Source organism: Flavobacterium sp. 11, from assembly GCF_002754315.1.
In the GTDB taxonomy this organism is placed as follows: Bacteria; Bacteroidota; Bacteroidia; order Flavobacteriales; family Flavobacteriaceae; genus Flavobacterium; species Flavobacterium algoritolerans.
In genome coordinates, this window is the sequence record NZ_PEFE01000001.1 from 2009359 (window position 1) to 2028721 (window position 19363).

General features: G+C 34.8%; 16 protein-coding genes. 11 read left to right on the plus strand and 5 right to left on the minus strand.

Features of this window, described 5'->3' with window-relative positions; all coding sequences use genetic code 11:
* Positions 1-55 precede the first annotated feature (55 nt).
* From CLV00_RS08730 to CLV00_RS08760, 7 genes are all read left to right on the plus strand, one after another.
* Entirely contained in the window at positions 56-3112 is a 3057-nt protein-coding gene (locus CLV00_RS08730) for a TonB-dependent receptor (RefSeq protein ID WP_099714749.1), read from the plus strand.
* An 11-nt stretch (positions 3113-3123) separates the two neighbouring features.
* On the plus strand, positions 3124-4602 hold the full coding sequence (locus tag CLV00_RS08735) for a RagB/SusD family nutrient uptake outer membrane protein (protein ID WP_099714750.1): 1479 nt from the start codon (positions 3124-3126) through the stop codon (positions 4600-4602).
* Between the two features lie 19 nt (positions 4603-4621).
* A complete protein-coding gene (locus CLV00_RS08740) occupies positions 4622-6217 on the plus strand; it encodes a PKD domain-containing protein (RefSeq protein ID WP_099714751.1) in 1596 nt (531 codons plus the stop codon).
* A gap of 91 nt (positions 6218-6308) precedes the next feature.
* Entirely contained in the window at positions 6309-7952 is a 1644-nt protein-coding gene (locus CLV00_RS08745) for a family 16 glycosylhydrolase (RefSeq protein WP_099714752.1), read from the plus strand.
* Between the two features lie 67 nt (positions 7953-8019).
* The gene (bglX, locus tag CLV00_RS08750) at positions 8020-10320 is read left to right on the plus strand and encodes a beta-glucosidase BglX (RefSeq protein ID WP_099714753.1); all 2301 of its coding nucleotides are present in this window, start codon (positions 8020-8022) and stop codon (positions 10318-10320) included.
* A gap of 6 nt (positions 10321-10326) precedes the next feature.
* Complete coding sequence (locus CLV00_RS08755) at positions 10327-11082, plus strand: family 16 glycosylhydrolase (RefSeq protein WP_099714754.1); 756 nt, start codon at positions 10327-10329, stop codon at positions 11080-11082.
* Between the two features lie 343 nt (positions 11083-11425).
* Positions 11426-12010, plus strand: a complete 585-nt coding sequence (locus CLV00_RS08760; RefSeq protein WP_099714755.1) for an RNA polymerase sigma factor — start codon at positions 11426-11428, stop codon at positions 12008-12010.
* A gap of 309 nt (positions 12011-12319) precedes the next feature.
* Here the strand turns inward: CLV00_RS08760 and nth are convergent, their stop codons facing one another.
* Positions 12320-12970, minus strand: a complete 651-nt coding sequence (gene nth / locus CLV00_RS08765; protein ID WP_099714756.1) for an endonuclease III — start codon at positions 12968-12970, stop codon at positions 12320-12322.
* 89 nt (positions 12971-13059) lie between these two features.
* On the opposite strand from nth, the gene bcp reads away from it, so the two are divergent.
* Positions 13060-13512 (plus strand): thioredoxin-dependent thiol peroxidase, encoded by a 453-nt coding sequence (bcp, locus tag CLV00_RS08770; protein ID WP_099714757.1) that lies wholly within the window; start codon positions 13060-13062, stop codon positions 13510-13512.
* Between the two features lie 223 nt (positions 13513-13735).
* Here the strand turns inward: bcp and CLV00_RS08775 are convergent, their stop codons facing one another.
* Positions 13736-15196: a TonB-dependent receptor gene (locus CLV00_RS08775; protein ID WP_099714758.1), complete on the minus strand. Its 1461-nt coding sequence runs from the start codon at positions 15194-15196 to the stop codon at positions 13736-13738.
* 94 nt (positions 15197-15290) lie between these two features.
* On the opposite strand from CLV00_RS08775, the gene CLV00_RS08780 reads away from it, so the two are divergent.
* The 3 genes from CLV00_RS08780 to CLV00_RS08790 are packed head-to-tail and all read left to right on the plus strand — an operon-like array spanning position 15291 to position 17007.
* On the plus strand, positions 15291-16055 hold the full coding sequence (locus CLV00_RS08780; protein ID WP_099714759.1) for an MBL fold metallo-hydrolase: 765 nt from the start codon (positions 15291-15293) through the stop codon (positions 16053-16055).
* 11 nt (positions 16056-16066) lie between these two features.
* Complete coding sequence (locus tag CLV00_RS08785) at positions 16067-16567, plus strand: hypothetical protein (protein ID WP_099714760.1); 501 nt, start codon at positions 16067-16069, stop codon at positions 16565-16567.
* A 2-nt stretch (positions 16568-16569) separates the two neighbouring features.
* Positions 16570-17007, plus strand: a complete 438-nt coding sequence (locus CLV00_RS08790; protein ID WP_099714761.1) for a hypothetical protein — start codon at positions 16570-16572, stop codon at positions 17005-17007.
* 6 nt (positions 17008-17013) lie between these two features.
* Here the strand turns inward: CLV00_RS08790 and CLV00_RS08795 are convergent, their stop codons facing one another.
* From CLV00_RS08795 to CLV00_RS08805, 3 genes are read right to left on the minus strand one after another with little or no spacing between them, the layout of a single operon-like run.
* On the minus strand, positions 17014-17661 hold the full coding sequence (locus CLV00_RS08795) for an alpha/beta hydrolase (RefSeq protein WP_099714762.1): 648 nt from the start codon (positions 17659-17661) through the stop codon (positions 17014-17016).
* Positions 17662-17665: 4 nt separating this feature from the next.
* Complete coding sequence (locus CLV00_RS08800; RefSeq protein ID WP_099714763.1) at positions 17666-18016, minus strand: hypothetical protein; 351 nt, start codon at positions 18014-18016, stop codon at positions 17666-17668.
* A gap of 3 nt (positions 18017-18019) precedes the next feature.
* Complete coding sequence (locus CLV00_RS08805) at positions 18020-19273, minus strand: dihydroorotase family protein (RefSeq protein ID WP_099716291.1); 1254 nt, start codon at positions 19271-19273, stop codon at positions 18020-18022.
* Positions 19274-19363 lie beyond the last annotated feature (90 nt).

The window sequence follows — 19363 nt, forward strand, 5'->3', positions numbered from 1 at the left end:
TTGATTTATTATTAGTTGTTCCGATTAATTTTATAATTCACAAAAAATATAAATTATGAAGTCAAACTATCTACTAATCCTTTTTCTATTTCTATCCTCTTTTGGTTTTGCCCAAGGATATGATGTAGGAGGAGTTGTTAAAGAAACCGGTTCTGGTTTACCTATACCTGGAGTAAATGTTCAAGTTAAAAATTCAACGATTGGGACGGCGACAGACATGGATGGTCGTTTTTCTCTAAAAGGAGTTTCCTCTGGCGCAACTTTAATATTTTCATATTTAGGATTTAAAAATTTTGAATATAAAGTAGTATCTAATACTAGTACTCTTTCTATTTCGTTACAGGAAGATTCTAAAGTATTGGATGAAGTTGTAGTAATTGGATATGGAAGTCAAAAAAAGCGAGAAGTAACAGGAGCAGTTTCTGTGGTAGACAGCAAAACTTTGGAAGCTTTAAAACCAGTTAAAATTGAGCAAGCTTTACAAGGAACTGTTTCCGGAGTGAATGTTACAACTACTTCGGGTGCTCCAGGTGCCGCTTTGGATATTCGCATCAGAGGTATTGCAACCAATGGTGAAAACAGACCTACAACCATCATCGATGGATATGTTGGAGAACTTGGATTATTAAATCCAAATGATGTCGAGTCCATCACCGTTTTAAAAGATGCCCAAGCAGCTATTTATGGTACTATTGGTGCTAATGGGGTTATTCTTATCACGACAAAATCCGGGAAAAAGAATTCGAAATCAAAAATTAGTTACAATACCTATACAGGTTTTCAGGAAACGTCAAGAACATTACCAATGCTTAACGCTACTGAATACGCTTTATTATTGAATGAAAGTTATGCTAATGGTGGTAACGCAATTCCTTTTCCTAATGTTTCTGGTTTAGGCAAAGGCACAAACTGGCAAAATGAAGTTTTCAGCACCAGTGTTCCTATTATCAATCATGACATTTCCTTTTCTGGTGGATCAGATAAAATTACCTATGCGGTAAGTGGTTCTCATTTAGATCAGGAAGGAATTATTGGAGAAAGTAAATCCGGTTTTTTAAGAAATACAGCCAGAGTTTCTCTAGGTGCTGATGTTACTGAGAAATTGAAATTGAAAACAAACGTAATCTATACTTATTTTAATAGAAAATCATTAAACGAAAGTGGTTTAGGTTCTGTTTTGTTCAATGCTTTGAATACACCATCAACACTTACACCGTATGATGCAAATGGGGATTTTACAAAAGTGCCTACAAATACTGGGTTAGGAATTGAAATTATAAATCCATTGGCTCAAATTGCAAATACTTATAATGACTACAACTTCAAAAAAGTCAATGGTAATTTTGGATTAGATTATAAAGTTTTCAAGGATTTTACCATTTCGAGTTCAATTGGTTTTAATACATCAAACAGTGAGTCTAAATCGTTTGCCAAGCAAATTCTATATTGGATAAACCCTTCGGATAAGGTATTTGATGTTTTGAGAAGTTCGGTTTCCCAAAGCGCTATTAATGATAATGATTATTCATTTGATTTATTTGGAACCTATACTAAGAAAATTGGAAATCACAATGTAGTTGCAACTGTAGGAAATACTATTTTCAAACAATACGGAAACGGGTTATTTGCAACTGGATTTGACGTTCCTTACAATTCATGGGAATTTGCAGATATAGCATTGACCAAAGGAATTTCTGAAACTGTACCAAACGGTTCCTATAATTACGACGAACGAAGACTTTCTTATTTTGCAAGAGCACAATATGATTACAAAGGGAAGTACCTTTTTTCTGCGATGATACGACGTGATGCTTCGACAAAATTTGGACCTGGAAATAAAGTGGGTTATTTTCCATCTTTTACTGCAGGTTGGGTAATTTCTGATGAAGGTTTCTTTGGAGAAGACAAACTAATAAACTTCATGAAATTGAGAGGGAGCTACGGTACTTTAGGAAATGACCAGATTCCAAACAATGGATATGTTTCGCAATTAAGCGGAGAAGCGACCTATGTTTTCGATGATGTTTTAGTGAATGGTTTAGCTACAGGACAAATTCCAAATCCAAATTTGAAATGGGAAGAAGCCAGAAAATTTGACGTTGGTTTAGACCTTAAATTTATACAAAATAAAGTTTCTATTGTTGCGGATTATTTTATTGATACCAGAGCCGATTTGTTAATTCCATTTATACCTGTTTCTGGAATCAACGGAACAGCAGCTCCTGGTGCAGGTTCTCCAACAATCAATGCAGGAACGGTAAGAAACTCAGGATTAGAGTTTGCAATAGATTACAAAAACAAATTCTCGGAGAATTTTTCGATGAGTGTTGGGTACAATGTTACGTTCCTTAAAAACGAAGTATTAGCCGTAAACAACGGAATAGGATATATTGAAGGAGGTTCATTTGGCGTAGGCCAACAAGCACCTTCAAGAATGGAAGTAGGTCAGCCAATAGGTTATTTTTATGGCTACAAAACAGACGGAATTTTTCAAAACCAGTCAGAAGTTGATGCACATCCGTCTCAATTATCTTTGGGTGCTGACGCCAGTCCTGGAGACCTTCGTTTTGTAGATGTAAATGGAGATGGAATTCTTAATTCAAGTGACAGAACGAATATTGGAGATCCAATTCCTGAAGCTACAATGGGTTTCAATTTACAAATGAATTACAAAAACTTTGATTTTGCAGTCTATACTTTTGCTTCCGTAGGAAATGATATGGTGAGAAATTACGAAAGAAACCTTACAGATGTCAATCGACTTAATTATGTTTTAGACCGTTGGACTGGCGAGGGAAGTACTAATACTACTCCAAGAGTGACTACAAGTGCTACAGGAAATTCTACTTTCTCCAGTTATTTTGTTGAAGATGCTTCCTATTTAAGAATCCAAAACATGCAGTTGGGATATTCAATAAATTCTAAATTTTCTGAAAAAGCAGGAATCACAAAACTGCGTTTGTATGCGGGTGTAAATAATTTATACACGTTTACAAAATACAAAGGTTTTGATCCGGGTGCTTCTAATGGAGCTCCAATTGGCGGAGGAATTGACTATGGTTTTTATCCAATCCCAAGAACCTATTTGTTAGGTTTAAACATTAATTTTTAATTCGTATTAAAATGAAAAAGTATCTATTTATTACCCTTATATCGATAACAATCTTCTCAACTGTAACCATTTCCTGTAGTGATGATTTTGTGGATCGACCGATAGAATATTCGATTGATTCTGAGAATTATTTTAATTCAAAATCAGATTATGACAATGCTTTAATTGCAGCGTATGATTTGTTGCAAACCACATATCTAAATGCATTGTTAGGCGAAATAGCTTCAGATAATACTTTGGCTGGTGGCGAAAGTCAATCTGATACTCCTGGTTTTCAGCAAATTGATGATATGATTCACACACCCGTGAACAGCAATCTAAAAAACTTATGGGACTGGATGTTCGCAGGAGTGCAAAGAGCCAATTACATTTTGGAATTCAAAGACAAAACTGATTTTGAAGGGAAAAATCAAGTGATTGGTGAAGCTCGTTTTCTTAGAGCCTATTATCATTTTGAATTAGTAAAATGGTTTGGTGGAATCCCATTGAAAGGGGACGCAAGATTCAGTTCTGGTGACGAGAAAATAATTCCGCGTTCATCCGTTTCAGAAGTGTATGCTTCAATTGAAGCCGATTTAATTTTTGCTTCTGAAAACTTATCTGCAACAGCAGCACAAAAAGGAAGAGCAACAAAAGGCGCGGCATTAGCATTATTAGGAAAAGCATATTTGTACCAAAATAAATACCCACAAGCGGTAGCAACTTTCGAAAGTTTAATTGGAACTTCTTCGTATTCATTGGTTTCAGATTACAATACTATTTTTGAAAATGCTGGAGAGAATGGATTAGAATCGGTTTTCGAAGTACAATACACGGATGTTGAAGGTGCAGGTTTTGGATGTCTCCAATGTAGCGAAGGAAATGTAGCCGTGGGTTTTAGTGGACCAAGAAATTATTCAGGTGATTTATTTACTTCGGGTTTCAGTTTTAATGTACCAACTCAGAAAGTCGTAAACGCATTTGAAGCCGGAGATAGAAGAGAAGCAGTAGCAATATTAGATATCGAAGCTTGGGCGACAGCAACAGGAGCTACTTTTGGAAAAGGATATGAACACACCGGTTTTTTCAACAGAAAATACATTCCAAGAAAAAGAAGTGCCAACGCACAAGGAGATTTAAACCTAACTAATCCTAATAATTACAGGGCCATTCGCTATGCAGATGTTCTTTTGATGGCGGCCGAAGCTTACAATCGCGGAGGAATCGATGATACTAAAGCAAGAGTATATTTGAACCAAGTTAGAAGACGTGCTTTTGGTGATTTGAATCATGATATTTCGTCTTCTGGAGCAGCTTTGACTGACTTTATTTTAGCAGAAAGAAGAGTGGAATTAGTTGGTGAAGGACACCGTTTCTTCGATTTAGTACGAACTGGTAAAGCAGCTCAGGAAATTACTGGATTTACAGCCAACAAAAATGAATTGTTTCCAATTCCTATTGAGGAAATTCAATTTGCAAATGGAAATTGGACACAAAATCCTGGATATTAAAAACTAATATTATTTAAATATGAAAAACTTAAAATTAATACTAAGTCTTTTTGCTCTAATCCTCTTTTTAGGATGCTCAGACGAAAATAACGACGTAGATCTGGATGGAGTAAATGCTCCTTCAAATATATCTGCTCTGACGACCATTACTCAGGATAACTCAGGAAATGTTACTTTTTTGCCTCGTGGCGAAGGAGTTACTCAGTTCGAAATTTATTTTGGGGATACAACTACAGCTCCTGTATATGTAAACCCCGGAAGTACGATTACCCATAAATACAGAGAAGGTAAATTTCAAGCAAAAATTGTAGGGGTAACTATTAATGGTAAAAAAACCGAAACGATTCAAGAGGTAACAGTTTCTTTTTTGGCACCAACCAATTTTGAACCTACTATAACTATTGGAAGCAATCTTTCGATTAATGTAACTGCCAAAGCGGAATTAGAGACCTTCTTTCAGGTTTATTTTGGAGATGTAGCAAATGAAGTTCCGGTAGATTTCATGCAAGATGAGGTGATTACGCACACGTATTTAAATCCGGGAACGTATCAAGTAAAAGTGGTTGCACTAAGCGGAGGAGTTGCTACGACACAAAAAACACAAAGTGTAACAGTAACTAATTTATTCGCTGCGCCAGTTCCTACAATTCCGGCAGCAAATGTCATTTCCATGTTTAGCGACAGTTATACAAATGTTGCGGTTGATACTTGGAGAACTTCTTGGTCACAGGCAAATTTAGAAGATATTGATATTAGTGGCAACAAAACTAAAAAGTACAGTGCCTTGAATTTTGTTGGTATCGAAGCAACTACAACTCCAATCAATGCTTCGGCTATGACTTTCTTTCACGTAGATGTTTGGTCGTCTGATTTTACAGAGTTTAAAGTTAAACTAGTCGATTTTGGAGCTAATGGAGCTTTTGGAGGAGGAGATGATAAAGAACATGAAATCACGATTCCTAATCCTGAAAAGGAGAAATGGGTGAGTTTAGATATTCCGTTAAGTGACTTCACCGGATTGACTACTCGTTCTCATATTGCTCAATTAATCTTTGTTGGTGCGCCTTCTGGAAATACTACGGTTTATGTGGATAATGTTTTCTTTTACAATCAAGCAGGTTCAATCACAGCAGCTCCAACTCCAAGTGTAGCGGCATCCAAAGTAATTTCTATGTTCAGCGACGCCTATACAAATGTAACTGTTGACACCTGGAGAACTTCTTGGTCAAGTGCCACGTTGACGGATTTGAGTATTAATGGAAATGCAACAAAAAAATACAGTGCATTGGATTTTGTTGGAATAGAAGCGACTACAACGCCTATAAATGCTACTGCAATGACGCATTTTCACACTGACGTTTGGTCCTCAGATTTTACACAGTTCAAAATAAAATTAGTCGATTTTGGTGCGAATGGAGCTTTTGGAGGAGGAGATGATGTAGAACATGAAATTACAATTTCGTCACCAGCTAAAGGATCTTGGGTAAGTTTAGATATTCCGTTAAGTTCCTTTACAGGATTAACTACGCGAGCACATATTGCACAGTTAATTTATGTGGGTGCGCCTTCTGGAAATAACACTGTTTATATAGATAATGTTTATTTTTATAATTAATAAAAACAGAAAAAATCAACTAATTATGGATTTAAAATGAGTTTGTATAAAATCAGTATTTTAACTACATTTTTTTAAAAAAATATTTAAAATGAAAAAAATAATCATAAATATAGTATCCGTTTTTGTCCTTCTTTTGATGGTCAATTGTCAGGAAGATAATTTAGGTTTTGGAGCATTAGACACGCCAACAAATCTTCAGGTAACGGCGGAAATAATAGGGAAATCAGCTGCATTTCCAAACGGAGATGGTTCCGGAAAAGTAAAATTTACCAGTACTGCAGAAAATGCTATTTCGTACAAGTACATTTTTAGTGATGGGACTTCAAAAAATTCACCAAGCGGTATATTTGAAAATGCTTTTGCAAAACCAGGTACAAATACGTATACAGTGACTGTAATTGCCTCTGGAGCAGGAGGAGTTGCTACTAATGTTACTTTGGAAGTAACAGTTTTTAGTAATTTTAAAGATGAGCAAGCGGTACAATTTCTAACAGGTGGTGCTTCCAGAAAATGGTATTGGGCACAAACAGAACTAGGGCATTTGGGCGTTGGTCCAAACGTAGCGTGGTCTGATCCTACTTTTGGAACAAAAAATTATTACCCGGATTTTTACTCCGCTAAAGCCAATGAGAAATCAGCTACCTGTTTGTACAATAGTATAATGACTTTTTCTTTAGTTGGTGATCAAATGAAATTTGAGTTGGATAACAAAGGTCAAACGTATTATAATGGTGCTTTTAAAGGCGGTGGAGAGGATGCCTGTTATGATTTAAATACCAGTGGAGCAAAAACAGTGACTTTGAGTAAGTCAGACTCTTTTGTGACAATGAATCCAGATAGTGCCACGCAGACCAGAGGGACTACAATAAATATTGCTGACGGAGGTTTTATGGGCTATTATGTTGGGTCTAGTTCTTACGAAATTCTATCAATTACAGATAATCGTATGGTTGTGCGAGTGATTCAGTCAGGAAATCCATTTTTGGCGTGGTATCATATTTTCACAACAACGATTCCTGGTACAGTTGTAACTCCAACTCCGACTGCAAATTATACCGTTTTGAAATTTTCTGACGAATTTAATATTGACGGTGCTCCGGATCCTACAAAATGGGGATATGACCTTGGTGCTGGCGGTTGGGGTAATGGCGAAGCCCAAACCTATACAAGCGCTTCGGATAATGTAATTGTTCAAGGTGGAAATCTAAAAATTACGGCTAAAAAATCAGGAACAGGTTATACTTCCTCAAGATTAAAAACAGAAGATAAATATGAATTTACCTATGGTAAAATTGAAGTAAAAGCAAAATTACCTGTTGGTGGTGGAACTTGGCCGGCGATTTGGTCTTTAGGACAAGATTATAAAACAAATGCTTGGCCAAAATGTGGTGAAATTGATTTCATGGAGCACAAAGGAAATGATCCGAATGTAATTCACGGGACATTACATTATCCGGGTAATTTTGGTGCAAACCCAAACACAGCTACAACAACAATAACAAATGCATCTACTGAATTCCATATTTACAAAACAATCTGGAGTCCTACTTCAATTCAGTTTTATGTAGATGATAAGCTCTTTCATTCTTTTGTCAATAGTGCTTCAGTACCTTTCAACAGTGATTTTTTCTTAATATTGAATGTAGCAATGGGAGGGAGTTTTGGAGGAGCAATTGACCCTGCTTTTTCGCAGTCTTCAATGGAAATTGATTATGTAAGGATTTATCAATAAAATATGTAATGAATTTATAAAGGTCGGTTCTTTTACCGACCTTTTAATTATAACAAAAAGGATAAAGATGAGAAATAAATCCCTGTTAGCATTATTTGCTATTACAGCTTTAATAATTGCAGGCTGCAGCAATAAAATTTTAAAATCACCTGTTTCTTATTCCAAAGAAAATATTTTAGATGCTAAAGTAGATTCTGTAATCAAATTGATGACTCTGGAAGAAAAAGTGGGGCAACTCAACCAGTATAACGGATTTTGGAATATTACAGGTCCAACTCCAAAAGAAGGTCAGGCAGCTAAAAAATACGAAGACCTGAAAAAAGGTTTAGTGGGATCGATGCTGAATGTAAAAGGAGTTAAAGATGTAAAAGCGTTGCAAAAAATTGCGGTAGAACAAACACGATTGGGAATTCCGTTACTTTTTGGGTTTGATGTCATTCACGGCTATAAAACCATCAGCCCAATTCCACTGGCCGAAGCAGCAAGTTGGGATTTAGAAGCAATAAAAAAGTCGGCGGCAATAGCGGCAGAAGAAGCGGCTTCCGTAGGACTGAACTGGACTTTTGCACCCATGGTTGATATTTCCAGAGATGCCCGCTGGGGTCGTGTTATGGAAGGAGCAGGTGAGGATACATTTTTAGGAAGTAAAATTGCCGTAGCTCGTGTGCAAGGTTTTCAAGGCGAAGATTTGGCCGCTACGAATACTATTTTGGCTTGCGCCAAACATTTTGCAGGATATGCGTTTGCAGAATCAGGAAGAGATTATAATGCGGTAGATATAAGTGAAACCGTGTTGCAGAATACAATTTTTCCTCCTTTTAAAGCGGCGGTTGGTGCAGGTGTTCGAACGTTTATGAATTCTTTTAATGAATTGAATGGAATTCCCGCAACAGGAAATGCTTATTTACAAAGAGAAGTTTTAAAAAGAGATTGGAAATTTGATGGTTTCGTAGTTTCTGATTGGGGTTCTATAAACGAGATGATACCACATGGTTATGCCAAAGACAGTAAACATGCTGCTGAAATAGCAATTAATGCCGGTTCAGACATGGATATGGAATCTAGTGCGTATGTGGAACATTTGGTAGCATTAGTGAAGGAAGGTAAAGTCAAGGAAAGTGATATTGATGATTCGACAAGACGCATTTTGAAAGTAAAGTTCGAATTGGGTTTGTTTGACGATCCATACAAATATTGTGATGAAAATCGAGAATTGGCAACCGTTGGGAAACAAGAATTTCAAGAAGGAGTTTTGGATGTAGCCAAAAAATCGATTGTGCTTTTGAAAAATGAAAAGGAAGTATTGCCTTTAAAAAAATCAGGTCAAAAAATTGCATTAATCGGTGCTTTGGCAAATGATAAAACGAGTCCTTTGGGGAGTTGGAGAATCGCTGCTGACGATAACTCGGCAGTTTCAGTTCTGGAAGGATTACAAAAGTATTCAGGGAACCAACTTACTTATGCTAAAGGAGCTGATGTAGCCGAGGGAAGAACACAATTCATTTGGGAAACTAAAATCAATACAACTGATAAGAGCGGATTTGCAGAAGCCATTGCGGTTGCAAAACAAGCCGATGTGGTAGTTATGGTTTTGGGAGAACACGGGTTGCAATCAGGCGAGGGAAGAAGTAGAGCAGATTTAGGTTTGCCGGGTGTTCAACAAGAATTATTGGAAGCAATTTATAAAGTCAATCCTAATGTTGTTTTGGTTTTAAATAACGGGCGACCATTAGCAATTCCTTGGGCTGATGAAAATATTCCTGCAATTGTTGAAGGATGGCATTTAGGAACGCAAAGTGGTAGCGCAATAGCACAAGTTTTATACGGTGATTATAACCCAAGCGGAAAATTGCCAATGACTTTTCCTAGAAATGTAGGTCAGGTTCCTATTTATTACAATTATAAAAATACAGGAAGACCGGTTATGAACGAACCCGAAAGTGTATTTTGGTCGCATTATATTGATGAAAAGAACACGCCTTTGTATCCTTTTGGTCACGGATTAAGTTATTCTAAATTTGAATACTCTAATTTACAATTATCATCTAATGCATTTGCTAAAAATGGTAAAATAGAAGTTTCAGTAACTATAAAAAATATTGGAAAAGTTACCGGAAAAGAGGTTGTTCAATTGTATATTAGAGATTTAATAGGAAGTATTACCCGTCCGGTAAAAGAGTTGAAAGGATTCGAAATGATCGAATTGCAACCTAACGAAACCAAAAAAGTAGTATTTTCAATCGATGAAAAAACAATTGAATACTTCACAGCTAATAAAAAATGGGAAGCAGAAGCAGGTGACTTTAAAGTATACATCGGAGGAAGTTCAGTAACAAAGTTGGAAGGGGATTTTCAATATTCTAATTAAAATAAAATGAAAAAAATACTAATATTATTGCTTGTAGTTAATTTTTCTTTTGCACAACAGAACAAACGAAAACTAGTTTGGGAAGAAAATTTTGATGGTATCACATTAAACGAAAATAATTGGAATTTTGAGCTTGGAGATGGTTGTCCTAATTGTGGTTGGGGAAACAATGAACGACAACTGTACACGAAACAAAACCACACGGTTGCTAAAAATCAGTTAGTTATCACGGCCAAAAAGGTAGGTGATAAATACACTTCGACACGGATTACCACCAAAGGCAAAAAGGAGTTTCAATATGGTCGTTTCGAGGCAAGAGCAAAGTTGCCTGTTGGGCAAGGAGTATGGCCAGCCTGGTGGATGTTGGGTTCAAATATCAGTGAAGTCGGTTGGCCAAAATCTGGAGAAATCGATATTTTGGAATATGTAGGGAAAGAACCCAATATGGTTTTTACTTCTTTGCATACAAAAGACAGTCATGGAAACACTATAAATACCAAGAAAACAAGATTTGATGCTATCGAGGAAGGTTTTCACATTTACGCTGTAGAATGGACGAAAGATAAAATTGATTTTTTTGTAGATGATACTTTAGTGTATACCTTTCAACCTGAAAATAAAACAGAAGCAATTTGGCCATTCAACCAACCCTTTTATTTTATTGTCAATATGGCTATAGGAGGAAATTTTGGAGGTCCCGAAGTGGATGACACTATACTTCCGCAGGATTTTATAGTTGATTACATTCGAGTCTATCAATAATCAGAAATAATAACTAAAATAATTAAAAATAAAACAAGGTTAGGTTGTAATTAATTGATAATCAGACTTTGTTTTGTTTTTTCTAGTTTCAGATTTCATTTTTAGTAAAAGACTCTTAATTATTATTCGTCAGCATCCTATTTTTATAGGAATGTGAAAAAAGAAGAAAAATTTTAACAATTTTCAGCCTTGTTCTGTTAATTTTTATTAATTTTACTTGCATGTTAAAACAATAATTAGTTAAATTTGAAAACTTAACAAACCTAAATAAACACTAGCCTATAATAGAAAACTACTTTTTAGAGACATCTCTTATTTTATTTTAAAACTAAAAAGTATTATTATGGTTAATATACAACTCCCTGATGCGTCATTGGTAAAGGATTATGTCGCAGGTAACGAGGATGCCTTAGCTAAACTAATAAAAAGGCACGAATCAAAAATTTATGGTTTTATTTATTCGAAAATTCCGGATAAAGATATTACCAACGATATTTTTCAAGATACTTTTATCAAAGTAATTAAGACTTTGAAATCAAATTCATATAACGAAGAAGGTAAATTCTTACCATGGGTTATGCGTATATCCCATAATCTCGTTGTAGATCATTTCAGGAAGACAAAAAAAATGCCCATGTTTAGAGAAACCGAAGAGTTCTCTATTTTTTCAATAATGTCAGATGATTGTCAAACGATAGAGAATAAAATAATTTCGGAACAAGTCGAAATGGATTTAAAGAAACTAATCGAAGGACTTCCGGCTGATCAAAAAGAGGTGTTGGTGATGCGAATGTATCAGGACATGAGTTTTAAGGAAATTTCGGAATCGACGGGAGTTAGCATCAATACCGCTTTAGGAAGAATGCGTTATGCTTTGATGAATTTGAGAAAAGTGATAGACAAACACCAAATTGTTTTGACCAATTAACAATATGTTTAAACTTGCTGCGTTGTAATGTAAAGAAAAATATATATTACTCTATGGCAAAAATTTACTCAAAAAAAGAATCAGTTTCAAAAAACAGGAAACCAAGTAAAGAAACAATTTCTTTCTTATTAAGCTATTCCAAAGCGTTAAGCATAATAAAAATAGACAATAAAAGTTTCGAAATCATATCGAATTAAAAACACCTGATTCCAATTATAGTTGGTCTTAAGTGTATTTAATTTGGTTTTTAAATTATTAAAAAATCCCATTATTTTAAAAAAATAATGGGATTTTTTGTTCAATGAGGTTTTATTTTTTGTTGTAGGAATCAAGGACTGTTTTTCTGCCAATTGTTTTTGTGATAATATCTTTGTCTAAATCCCAGCCACGAGCCGGAGAATATTGCCTTCCGTACCAAATAATCTGAAGGTGTAAATCATTCCAAAGTTCTTCAGGAAAAATACGTTTCGCATCTTTCTCTGTTTGGACAACATTTTTTCCGTTTGTCAAATTCCATCGATACATCAATCGATGAATGTGAGTATCAACAGGAAAAGCAGGAACTCCAAAGGCTTGCGACATTACAACACTTGCTGTTTTATGTCCTACCGCAGGTAATTCTTCTAAAAACTCAAAACTTTGAGGTACTTTTCCATCATGTTTGTCAATTAAAATATGGGATAAACCATGAATTCCTTTTGATTTCATTGGCGATAAGCCACAAGGACGAATGATTTCCTTAATTTCCCCCACAGACATTTTTATCATATCGTATGGATTGTCAGCTTTAGCAAAAAGTAAAGGTGTAATTTGGTTCACGCGAACATCCGTACATTGTGCCGAAAGTAAAACAGCAATCAATAACGTATAAGGATCCTTATGGTCTAAAGGAACTGGAATCGTTGGGTATAACTCTTTTAACGTATTTATAACAAACGTTACACGTTCTTGTTTATTCATTATTCATTAAATTTGATTTGTAAAGAAAAACAATTTGATTGGCAATAGCAAAATTCAAATTCAATTCAAATAAATAAAAAATATAAATAATGACAACATTAAAAAAAGGAGATAAAGCACCTAATTTTTCTGGTCTGGACCAAGACGGAAAATCACATCAATTAGCGGATTATGCGGGTAAAAAATTAGTCGTTTTCTTTTATCCAAAAGCAAATACGCCAGGCTGCACTGCAGAAGCTTGTGATTTAAGAGACAATTTCGAACGATTCCAAGCTAATAATTATGAGCTGTTAGGCGTTAGTGCCGATGCGCAAAAAGCACAAGCTAAATTCAAAGAAAAATTTGATTTTCCGTTTCCGTTACTTGCTGATGAGGATAAATCGGTAATTCAGGCTTTTGGAGTTTGGGGGCCAAAGAAGTTTATGGGAAAAGAATATGACGGTATTCACAGAACAACATTTGTAATTGATGAAAAAGGAATTATCGAAGATGTGATTTCAGATGTGAAAACGAAGGCTCATGCAGCTCAGATATTGAAGTAAGTGTTCAGTAATCAGTTATTAGTGTTCAGTTACTGCAATTACAAATAAGTATACAAAAACTGAAATTAAATTTTGACAAACAAAATAAAGTCCAGAGTTGAGGTGTTAAATGACCTCAATTCTGGACTTTGTTTTGTAATTTAAATCGAAATTTCATGACTGATTCCGATAGTTATTAGGACTAGCAACTGAACACTAATAACTGATTACTGACCACTATTCGCTAATTGCTTTCCTTCAAAACTTTGTTTGGGTCATACCCAAAAAGGCGGTGTTCTTTGATTATTTCTGCAATACCAGTAGGAAGCATTATTTCCCAACCCGGTTTTCCATTATTAATCATATTTAAAACTTCACGAGAGAAAACTTCTAAAATCGAAGGGTCATAATCATCTATATCAACTACTTTTCCGTTGAATTTAAAGAATTTGTATAATTCTTTCATTCTAGGATGTACTTTTAAGTTTTCTGATGTGATGATTTCTCCGTCTTCTCCAATCATTGGATACAAGAAAACTTTCATATCGCGATAGAATAATTTTCCAAATGCTTCCAAAATTCCACCACTTAAATGACGGTAATATTTCTCATCAAAAATGTCTACTAAATTATTCACGCCCATGGCTAATCCCATTCTGGCTTTGGTATAATTAGCAAAATACTCCACCACTTTATAGTATTCCTGGAAGTTTGAAATCATTACTGTTTGTCCAAGTGAACACAGTAACTCCGCTCTATCCATAAAATCTCTTTCATCAATTTCACCATCAGAACGTAAGTTTGATAATGTAATTTCAAAAACTACCAGTGTGTTTTCGGCATTTACCTTATTCTCATTCAGGAACATTTTTAATGATTTCTCATACATGTCCATGTTCACTTTAGTAACGGGACGAAAACTACCTCTAAAAGCAAGAATATTTTTCTTGTATAAAATTGCTGCAGGAAGAATGTTTTTACCTTCAGGGTTAAACATTACCGCATCAGTCATTCCGTTTTTTACTAATTGTAAACTCATCAAACGATTGTCAACATCAGCAAAACGAGGTCCTGAGAAATTTATAGTGTCTATTTCTAATTGATCTTTATCTAGGTGATCGTATAAATAACGCAACAATCGTTTAGGATCATTGTATTTATAATATGCTCCATAAATTAAGTTTACACCAAGAATACCAAGCGTTTCTTGTTGCAAGCGGACATCAGTTTCTTTAAATCGAATGTGAATGATAATCTCGTTATAATCCTCATCTGGTTCAATTTGATAACTAATTCCAACCCAACCATGTCCTTTGAATTGTTTTGCAAAATCTATCGTAGCTACAGTATTGGCATAACTAAAAAACATTTTATTAGGATGTTTTTCTCTGCTCAATCTTTTTTCTATCAGATTTACTTCATGAGAAAGCATTTTTTTAAGTCGGCTTTCGGTTACATAACGGCCGTCTTCTTCAACGCCATATACAGCATCACTAAAGTCTTTGTCATAAGCTGACATTGCTTTTGCAATTGTACCCGAAGAACCACCAGATCTAAAAAAATGTCTTACAGTTTCTTGACCAGCTCCAATTTCTGCAAAAGTTCCGTAAATATTTTCATTTAAATTGATACGTAGTGCTTTGTCTTTAATCGAAGGGATTTGTTCGATGATTTTGTCACCTTTTAATTTTATTTCTGTATCCATTTTCTTTTAATATGGCTAATATGTTGCAAAGTTAATGAAATAGGTTTCTAATGAAAGATAATTAACCCTATTTTTGTAAATAAAAGCAATAAAATTGAAGGTATATTTTTTAGGAACTGGCACATCACAAGGGATTCCTGTTATTGGGAGTAACCATCCGGTATGTAAAAGCACTGATTTTAAAGACAAAAGACTGAGAGTTTCCGTTTGGATTTCTTGGGGAAACCATTCTTTTGTTATTGACTGCGGACCTGATTTTAGACAGCAAATGCTTTCTTCAAATTGTCAAAAAGTAGATGGAATCCTCTTTACTCACGAACATGCTGACCACACAGCAGGAATAGATGATATTCGCCCGTTTAATTTTAAACAGGGAGAAATCCCAATTTATGCACATCAAAGGGTTATCGATAATCTGAGAAGGCGGTTTGATTACGTTTTTGAAACGGTAAATAAATACCCGGGAGCACCTTCTGTTGCAACTATTGAAGTTGTTAATAATGAACCATTTTCTCTTGGAAATAAGACGGTGATTCCTATTGATGTAATGCATGGAAATCTCCAGGTTTTTGGGTATCGAATAGATGATTTTGCCTATTTAACGGATGTGAAAACTATTGAAAAAAGCGAAATCGAAAAATTAAAAAACTTAAAAGTATTGGTTATAAATGCGTTACGGGAAGAGCCTCATGATACGCATTTCAATTTGAAAGAAGCATTAGATTTTATAACTTTGGTCCAGCCAAAAACAACATATCTTACACACATTAGTCATATTATGGGATATCATGAAGAGGTTCAAAAAAACCTTCCTCCAAATGTTTTCCTAGCATACGACAATTTAGAAATTACACTATAATTCAATTTACAATGAAACAGTCATTATTCCTTTATCTCACTATTTTAGCGGTACTTTCTTCGATTTTCACTTATATGTTTTTGAGTAAACAGGTCGAATTTGAACAAAAAAGATATGAGAAAACTACAAAAAAGCTAAGAGACAGTCTACGTTTAGTTTCGAATCAGCTGACTGATGCTAACTATTTTTCTTTGGCAAAAAATGAAAATGCGCAAAATTATTTTGATTCAGGAAGTTCAGAAAAAATAATTCAATACGAGAAATTAATTCCTGTTGTTACTGAAAAATTATTGGATTACAACTCTAACCCAAAAGGAAATCCTTACACTGGGCAAGATCAAATTGGGGCAAATAAATTTATTGTCAATAAAGTAAGAATCCTAAACCACAGATGGATTATTGCAGACTTTAGTGACGGTGAAATTTGGGGTGAGGTTTTATTGAAATATTTTGTAAATGCTGATGACAGTATTTCTTTTGAAGTAAATCAATCATTGTTATATCAAAAATAAGCATGAAAAAAGGATTATTGTTTTCGGTAATGATCATTTTTGCTTTTTCTTGTGCAAAACAGATGGATCAAAAAAAGGAATCCAAGACTTCAATTCTAAAAGAAGAAAAACCACAATTAGTAGGAGGAGATTTGGATGAACATGGTTGTAAAGCTTCTGCCGGTTATACCTGGTCTGCGTTGAGAAAGGAGTGTATTCGAGTTTTCGAAATCGGAACTCGATTAAATCATTATGAACAAGAAAGTGCAACTACATCAGCTTTTGTAATTTTTGAAGCTAATGGAAATAAAGCAGAATTGTTTCTGGATACCCAAAAGGAATCTATTATCTTAGAACGAAAAGCCGAAGGCCAACCATGGGTTAAGGATGATTGGCAATTGATTCCTTGGAAAGGTTATGTTTTGAAAAAAGCCGAAGAAATTAAATATACAGGACAATAAAATCAGTTAGTTGTTTACTAACCAATTTTTAAAGTCATAGAAATTTTGTGGCGCCACTCCATGACCCACAGGATATTCCTTATAGGTTATATTTATTCCTAAATTTTCTAGTATTGCAGGTGTTTTTCTAGCCCATTCTACAGGGATTACTTGATCTACAGTTCCGTGTGAAGCAAATATTTTCAAGTTAGTAAAGCTGTTTTTAAGATAATTCTCAGCCACAATTTCTAAATTCAAATAGCCACTCATAGCTACCACTTTTTGAACTTTTTCTGGGTAAGAAAGTGCCACAGCATAACTCAAGATTGATCCTTGGCTGAAACCAACTAGAGCAATTTGTGTTTCATCGATTGGATAATTAGCGACTAACTCATCAATAAAGCCAGCGATTATATCCCTTGAAACTTTAGCTTGCTCATGGTCTGAAAATTTATTTTGATCCGCATCAAAGTTTATCGCGTACCAAGCATAACTGCCGTATTGCAAGTCATAAGGCGCACGTGCTGAGATGATATAATATTCCTCTGGAAGTTCGGTTGCAAATGAAAACAAATCTTCTTCATTGCTGCCATATCCATGTAATAAAAGGATAAGAGGATTTTTGTCTAATTTTATTTTAGGTTCTCGTATTTTATATTCTAAAGATAAATTCATCGGATTATGATATGTTTTTAAGCCATTTTTGAAAATAAGTTCCCAATAAAGGAACTGGTTTTATTTCTCCTTTTATAGCACTCGTAATGCCGTAAGACCATAAAACAAATACAAAAATCCACATAGGAGCAGAAATCATTAAGCTGTCAAAATTGCTGATGATTAATCCCAGTGATATAAAAGTTAATGTGAGTCCCAGTCCTTGGCGGATGTGAAAAGAAGCAAATGCATTTTTATCTTCGGAGTTCATGGACATCGCTATAAACACGCCAATTCCTAAAATATAGCTTGTTATGGCGGCAGTCTTTCCCGACTCAGAATTATTATTATTATTATTATTATTATTATTATTCATTTTCTATGCTAAAATTAATTTTTCTTGATTCACAATTCCGATAACTTTTCCTTTCATTTCTGTTTCCAGAAACGCTGAGTTTTTCGATTTGGATAAAATGGATGATTTTGCGAAAGTGCTTTTTGGTTCAGGGTTAAATAAGGTAATATTTGCTTTAGAACCTTCATTTATGACTTGGATATCGATACCGAAAGTAGATTTTCCAGCGGTCAATTTATCTATTACAGTTTCTAATGGCAATACGGTCATCAAAGCACCAAAAGCACTTTCCATTCCAATTGTCCCATTTTTGGCGCCATCAAATTCCATTTTCTTGTGTTCAATGTCTATCGGATTATGGTCGGATGTAATCATATCAATCGTTCCGTCTTTTACCCCTTTCAACAATGCTTTTCTATCGGTTTCAGTTCTAAGTGGTGGTGAAACTTTATAACGGGTATCAAAACCTTCCAGTTTTTCATCTGTTAAAACTAAATTATGTACAGCAACGCTACACGTTACATTTAGTCCATTCGCTTTAGCCTCTTTGATTAATTGAACTGATTTTTTAGTCGAAATCGTCGGAATGTGAAGTTTTCCTCCGGTATATTCTAACAGAAATAAATTTCTTGCGATTTGTAATTCTTCGGCAAGATTTGGAATTCCTTTCAAACCTAATCGGGTAGAAACAATGCCTTCATTTGCTACTCCGTTTCCTTTTATATTTTCGTCTTGGGAAAAAGCAAGAATCAATCCATCAAAATCCTGAACGTATTGTAAGGCAATTTTCAGCAAATTAGCATTATCCAAACTTTTATTATAATCTCCAAAAGCAACTGCTCCTGCTTTTTTCATATCATACAATTCAGCCATGTCTTTTCCTACGCTTTCTTTGCTTAAAGCGCCAATAGGATAGAGTTGCGTTGCAAATCCTTGTGCTTTATTCAATACAAAATTCACTTGGGATTGATTGTCAATAATAGGGAAGGAGTTGGGTTGTAAAGCGATTGCGGTAAAACCACTTTTGGCAGCTACTGTAAGTCCGTTTGATATCGTTTCTCGGTCTTCAAAACCAGGTTCTCCTAAAGAAACGCTGCTGTCAAACCAGCCTTGTGAAACATGTAAATTATCGAGTTTTATTTCGTCTAGTTTATCTGGATTTGGAAGTGATGTTCCAATTTTTTTTATAAAACCATCAACAATTAAAATATCTGCAGTCTTATTATGAAAGGGACTTTTTGAATCGATAATTTTGGCGCCTCTGATGATTAATTTCATATGTAGATAATATTTATTTTTAATGGAATATGGAATTCGCATAGTTGTGTTAACTTTTACGACCAAATTACGGTCATGCTCATTTCATAT

Bases quoted from the DNA above. Each gene is read 5' to 3' on its own strand.
- CLV00_RS08730 (WP_099714749.1), top strand. From the start codon at position 56: ATGAAGTCAAACTATCTACTAATCCTTTTTCTATTTCTATCCTCTTTT.
- CLV00_RS08735 (WP_099714750.1), top strand. From the start codon at position 3,124: ATGAAAAAGTATCTATTTATTACCCTTATATCGATAACAATCTTCTCA.
- CLV00_RS08740 (WP_099714751.1), top strand. From the start codon at position 4,622: ATGAAAAACTTAAAATTAATACTAAGTCTTTTTGCTCTAATCCTCTTT.
- CLV00_RS08745 (WP_099714752.1), top strand. From the start codon at position 6,309: ATGAAAAAAATAATCATAAATATAGTATCCGTTTTTGTCCTTCTTTTG.
- bglX (WP_099714753.1), top strand. From the start codon at position 8,020: ATGAGAAATAAATCCCTGTTAGCATTATTTGCTATTACAGCTTTAATA.
- CLV00_RS08755 (WP_099714754.1), top strand. From the start codon at position 10,327: ATGAAAAAAATACTAATATTATTGCTTGTAGTTAATTTTTCTTTTGCA.
- CLV00_RS08760 (WP_099714755.1), top strand. From the start codon at position 11,426: ATGGTTAATATACAACTCCCTGATGCGTCATTGGTAAAGGATTATGTC.
- nth (WP_099714756.1), bottom strand. From the start codon at position 12,970: ATGAATAAACAAGAACGTGTAACGTTTGTTATAAATACGTTAAAAGAG.
- bcp (WP_099714757.1), top strand. From the start codon at position 13,060: ATGACAACATTAAAAAAAGGAGATAAAGCACCTAATTTTTCTGGTCTG.
- CLV00_RS08775 (WP_099714758.1), bottom strand. From the start codon at position 15,196: ATGGATACAGAAATAAAATTAAAAGGTGACAAAATCATCGAACAAATC.
- CLV00_RS08785 (WP_099714760.1), top strand. From the start codon at position 16,067: ATGAAACAGTCATTATTCCTTTATCTCACTATTTTAGCGGTACTTTCT.
- CLV00_RS08790 (WP_099714761.1), top strand. From the start codon at position 16,570: ATGAAAAAAGGATTATTGTTTTCGGTAATGATCATTTTTGCTTTTTCT.
- CLV00_RS08795 (WP_099714762.1), bottom strand. From the start codon at position 17,661: ATGAATTTATCTTTAGAATATAAAATACGAGAACCTAAAATAAAATTA.
- CLV00_RS08800 (WP_099714763.1), bottom strand. From the start codon at position 18,016: ATGAATAATAATAATAATAATAATAATAATAATAATTCTGAGTCGGGA.
- CLV00_RS08805 (WP_099716291.1), bottom strand. From the start codon at position 19,273: ATGAAATTAATCATCAGAGGCGCCAAAATTATCGATTCAAAAAGTCCC.